Source organism: uncultured Anaerovibrio sp., assembly GCF_947302755.1.
GTDB lineage: Bacteria > Bacillota > Negativicutes > Selenomonadales > Selenomonadaceae > Anaerovibrio.
In genome coordinates, this window is sequence record NZ_CAMYWM010000171.1 from 1 (window position 1) to 4,222 (window position 4,222).

Here is a 4,222-nt window from a genome sequence, read left to right on the forward strand (position 1 = left end):
AGCGTTGGGCGGTACGACAGCAGAAGCTGCGGTGAATTCGCTGGCGGTGGGGTTAGGCGCACAGACAACTCTTTCCGATTCAATTGCTTTGGGAAGCGGTGCTGTTGCGGACCGGGCGAAGTATGATGGGACGGACAATCCATATACGGCATATTTGGGGGATGAAACCGGCAATACGAAAACTGGTTCTGCATGGCGGGCTACGGCAAACGCCATTGCAATTGGCCATATTGACACCGGTGACGATGCAAATTCAGTCACCCGCCAAATAACCGGCGTGGCGGCTGGTTCTGAGGATACGGACGCCGTGAACGTGGCCCAGCTAAAGGAAGCGACAGTTAATATTGAGGGTAGTATTAAGGTTGCAGATGGAAATTACAATTACATCTCGGCCGGTACCGATGTGGCCGGTAATTTGACAGCTTTGGACACTCAGGTAAAGGCCAATGCAGACGCTATACAGGCGGGGAATGAAGCCCTGACTACCAAGGGGATTACCTTTAAGGGGGATTCCGGTACCAGCGGTCCAGTGAAGCTGGATGGTGAATTGGCTGTAACAGGGGATTCCAATATTGCCACTGCCGCCAGTGCAGGCAAGTTGTCTGTTTCCCTCAATAAAGATGTGGACTTGGGCAGCACAGGCAGTATGACAGTGGGCAAATCCGTACTCCAGGACTCCGGTCTGGTTATTACGGATGGTACCAAGGTCACTAGCGTAACCTCCGATGGTATAAATGCCGGCGGCAATAAGATTACTAACGTGGCCAACGGTACTGACACCAATGACGCAGTGAACTATGGTCAGGTGGTGGCCATGGTGCAAAGTGGCGGTACCATTACCGGCGTAGGCGATGGCCTGTCGGCCTCCAATGGACAATTATCCGTGAATGCCGGAGGCGGTCTGACCTTTGATAATAGTGGCCAGCTCCAGGTGAACACCGGCGATGATTTGTCCGTGGACACCAACGGTAAATTGCAGGTAAACAAGGGGGGCCAGGTGGCTTCCGGCAACACAGGGATTGTGACAGGTGGAACAGTCTTTGATGCCCTGGAGGGCGTAAAGAGTCAGGTGACGGCAGCCACTGAGACGGCACTGGCCGGCAAGGCGGACAAGGCTACGACCCTCAGCGGCTATGGCATCACGGATGCCTATACCAAGACGGAAACTGATACAATGCTTGACCAAAAGGCGGACAAGGCCACCACCCTCAGCGGCTACGGTATCACGGATGCCTATACCAAGACGGAAACCGATACCCAGCTGAGCCAAAAGGCGGACAAGGCTACCACCCTCAGCGGCTATGGCATCACGGATGCCTATACCAAGACGGAAACCGATACCCAGCTGACCCAAAAGGCGGACAAGGCGGACAGCCTCAGCGGCTATGGCATCACGGATGCCTATACCAAGACGGAAACCGATACCCAGCTGAGTCAAAAGGCGGACAAGGCAGATACTCTTAGTGGCTACGGAATTACCGATGCCTATACTAAGACGGATGTGGATAAAAAGCTGGAAACCTTGACCAGTGTGTCGGATATTTCCAAGGGAATTGAGGTCATCAACAATGTAAATGAGCAGTTGAAGGGTAATGAGGAAGAGGGCCTTGTTTTGGGGTCTGATTCCACGAAGCTGGCCATGGGCAAGGGCAGCGAAGCCAGTGGTGAAGAGTCAATTTCCATCGGTAATGCGGTAGGCAGCCAGATGAATGTGGCCTCCGGTACCGAGTCCATCGCCATCGGCTTTGCCAATCAGGTATCCGGCAATCACAGCGGTGCCTTTGGTGACCCGGACGTGGTAACGGGCAATTCCAGCTATGCCTTTGGTAATGATAACACGATTTCTGCCGACAAAACCTTTGTCCTTGGTAACAATGTAAACGCCACCGGAACCAATTCCGTAGTATTGGGTGATGGCTCCGACGGCTCGGAGAGCAATGTGGTATCCGTTGGTGCCGAGGGGAACGAGCGGCGCATTACCCATGTGGCAGCCGGACAAAGTGCCACCGATGCGGCCACAGTAGGCCAGGTGTACTCTGTAGCCCAGAGCGTCAACAATCTGGACAATCGGATTAATAAGGTGGGAGCCGGAGCCGCTGCCCTGGCCGCCCTGCATCCCATGGATTTGGATGGCAAGTTTGGCGTGGGGATAGGCTATGGTAATTATCATAGTGCCAGTGCCGTGGCGTTGGGTATGTTCTATCAGCCTACGGATAATATGATGATGAGCGTAGGCGGTACCATTGGCAACGGTGAAAATATGGTGAACATGGGCCTGTCCATTGCCCTGGACAAGCCGTCACCCACCAGCAAGAAGGCCATGGCGAAGAAAATCGCCGTCCAGGAGGCCCAGCTGGCCCAGCAAAGCGAGCTGCTGGCCGCCCAGGATGCCGAGCTGAAGGCCCAGGATGCGGAATTGAAGGCCCAAAAGAAGGAAATAGAGGCCCTAAAGGAAGCCCTCCTCCGCCTGGAAGCCAAAATCAGCGGCTGATAAAATGATAACTTAAACTAAAAAAGAGGTTCCACGAAGCAAAGCTTCACGGAGCCTCTCTTTTTTAAAATAAAATTAATTTGCAGTAGAGTATATTTTTTGGTAATATAAATCGGGTAAAAATAGGAAAAATAATAACATAGGATGAAAATATGGATGATAAAAAGACTGAAAAGCTAAAGGGAATACTGGTACTGTTGGGCTGGTTTGTTCTTATGTATTTTGCAAATAGATGGATGCCCCTTTATCGGGATGATTATTGGGCAGGGCTGATATGGAAAACAGGCTTGCATTTACAATCCATGGAGGATGTTTTTCTGTCTCTGGAACGGTATTATATGCTGCATGGTGGGCGATTGGTCAGCTTCTTTATTCAGTTTGTCTTTATGCTGGTGGGAAAGAGCTGGTTTAATATAGCCAATGCCCTTGTATTTGCTGCCATGTGTGCTGTGATGGTGATGCATGTACGGCGCAGGGCTGCCTGCCTGGACAAGCCCGGACTGTTGGTGTTGGCTGGTGTGTTCATGTGGCTTGGATTGTCCCATTTTGGTGAAGTGGCCATCTGGCTGTGCGGTTCAGCTGTCTATTTGTGGACAGGGCTTCTTACGGCGGTTTTTCTTCTGCCATATAATTTTTATCTGGCCGGTAACATGAAGCAGTCCGGCTGGTGGCTGGCTCCGGCTATGGGTGTATTTGGGGCAGTGGCAGCATGTTCCGTGGAGAATTTGACTGTTACCACTACATTACTGGCATTTTGGTGTTGTTGGTTGGCCTATCGGCAAGGTAATTTCAAAATGTGGATGGGCGTGGGAGCAGTGGGATCCTTCCTTGGTACTGTAGTATGTCTTATTGCACCGGGTAATTTCGTCCGCATAGATGAGGATCAGGACCGGTCTTGGCTGTTTCATTTTTTAAACCAGCTTGTGGGCAATCTGGAAATGATTTTGTATATGATGCCAATCATACTGACGTTGGTATTGGCGGTGCGCCTGTTGTATTTGTCTGTGGCCAGGCGGCGGGGGATTGAGGCAGAGGCTGTAACCAAAGGCAGATCGTCATATATACTTCTGGTGCTTTTGCTGGTGACCATCCTTTCTTTTTCAACCACCGGCTTTGTGTGGAAAACCGTGGAATGGGCGGTTGTACATGGTGTGTTTTTGCCGCTGGGCATGAATGATCCGGTGCTGTTTGACCATTTCAACAATACAATGAAGGGCTTTGAGGAAGCGTTTATTTATTTGGGCGGTATCGCATATGTTTACCTTATAAGTGTCCGCTCCCTTGGTGCTTATAAAAAACGGGTTCGTGAGGTTTGTGAAAAAGTATCATGGCGTGATCTGACGGAAGAATATCCTGTCCTTCGCTATGGGGCCTTTCTCATAGGGCTGTGCTTTTTCAATAATATAGTAATGGTAGGTGCCCCCTCCTTTCCAGGACGCGCCCTGTTCAGTTCCTCCATTATCCTTATTCTTGGGGCTATGGTTATTTTGGATATTCCTGAAGTAAGGGAAAGGCTGCTTGAGGGGTATGAGGGCCGGGAATGGCGCATAGGCGGTGCTTGTTTGACGTCCTTTATTGTGGTGGCAACGATGGTGGTGCTGTATGATATTGGGCAAGAGGATACGCTGCGGTTAAATTATATTGCCCAGGAGGCGGCTGCCGGCAAGAAAGTGGTTCATGTGGCACCAAGCGAGATACCGGAACAGCGGCGAATTTTGCGCCATATTGCCT

Annotated in this window: 2 protein-coding genes; both read left to right on the forward strand. The window is 50.9% G+C overall.

Translation table 11 applies throughout. The features are described from left to right. Positions 1-2,491: YadA-like family protein (locus Q0Y54_RS11950; RefSeq protein WP_297968306.1), on the forward strand; the 2,491-nt coding region annotated here is incomplete at its 5' end. Positions 2,492-2,643: 152 nt separating this feature from the next. Continuing rightward, positions 2,644-4,222 (forward strand): DUF6056 family protein (locus Q0Y54_RS11955; RefSeq protein ID WP_297968310.1); only part of this gene is annotated, 1,579 nt, incomplete at its 3' end.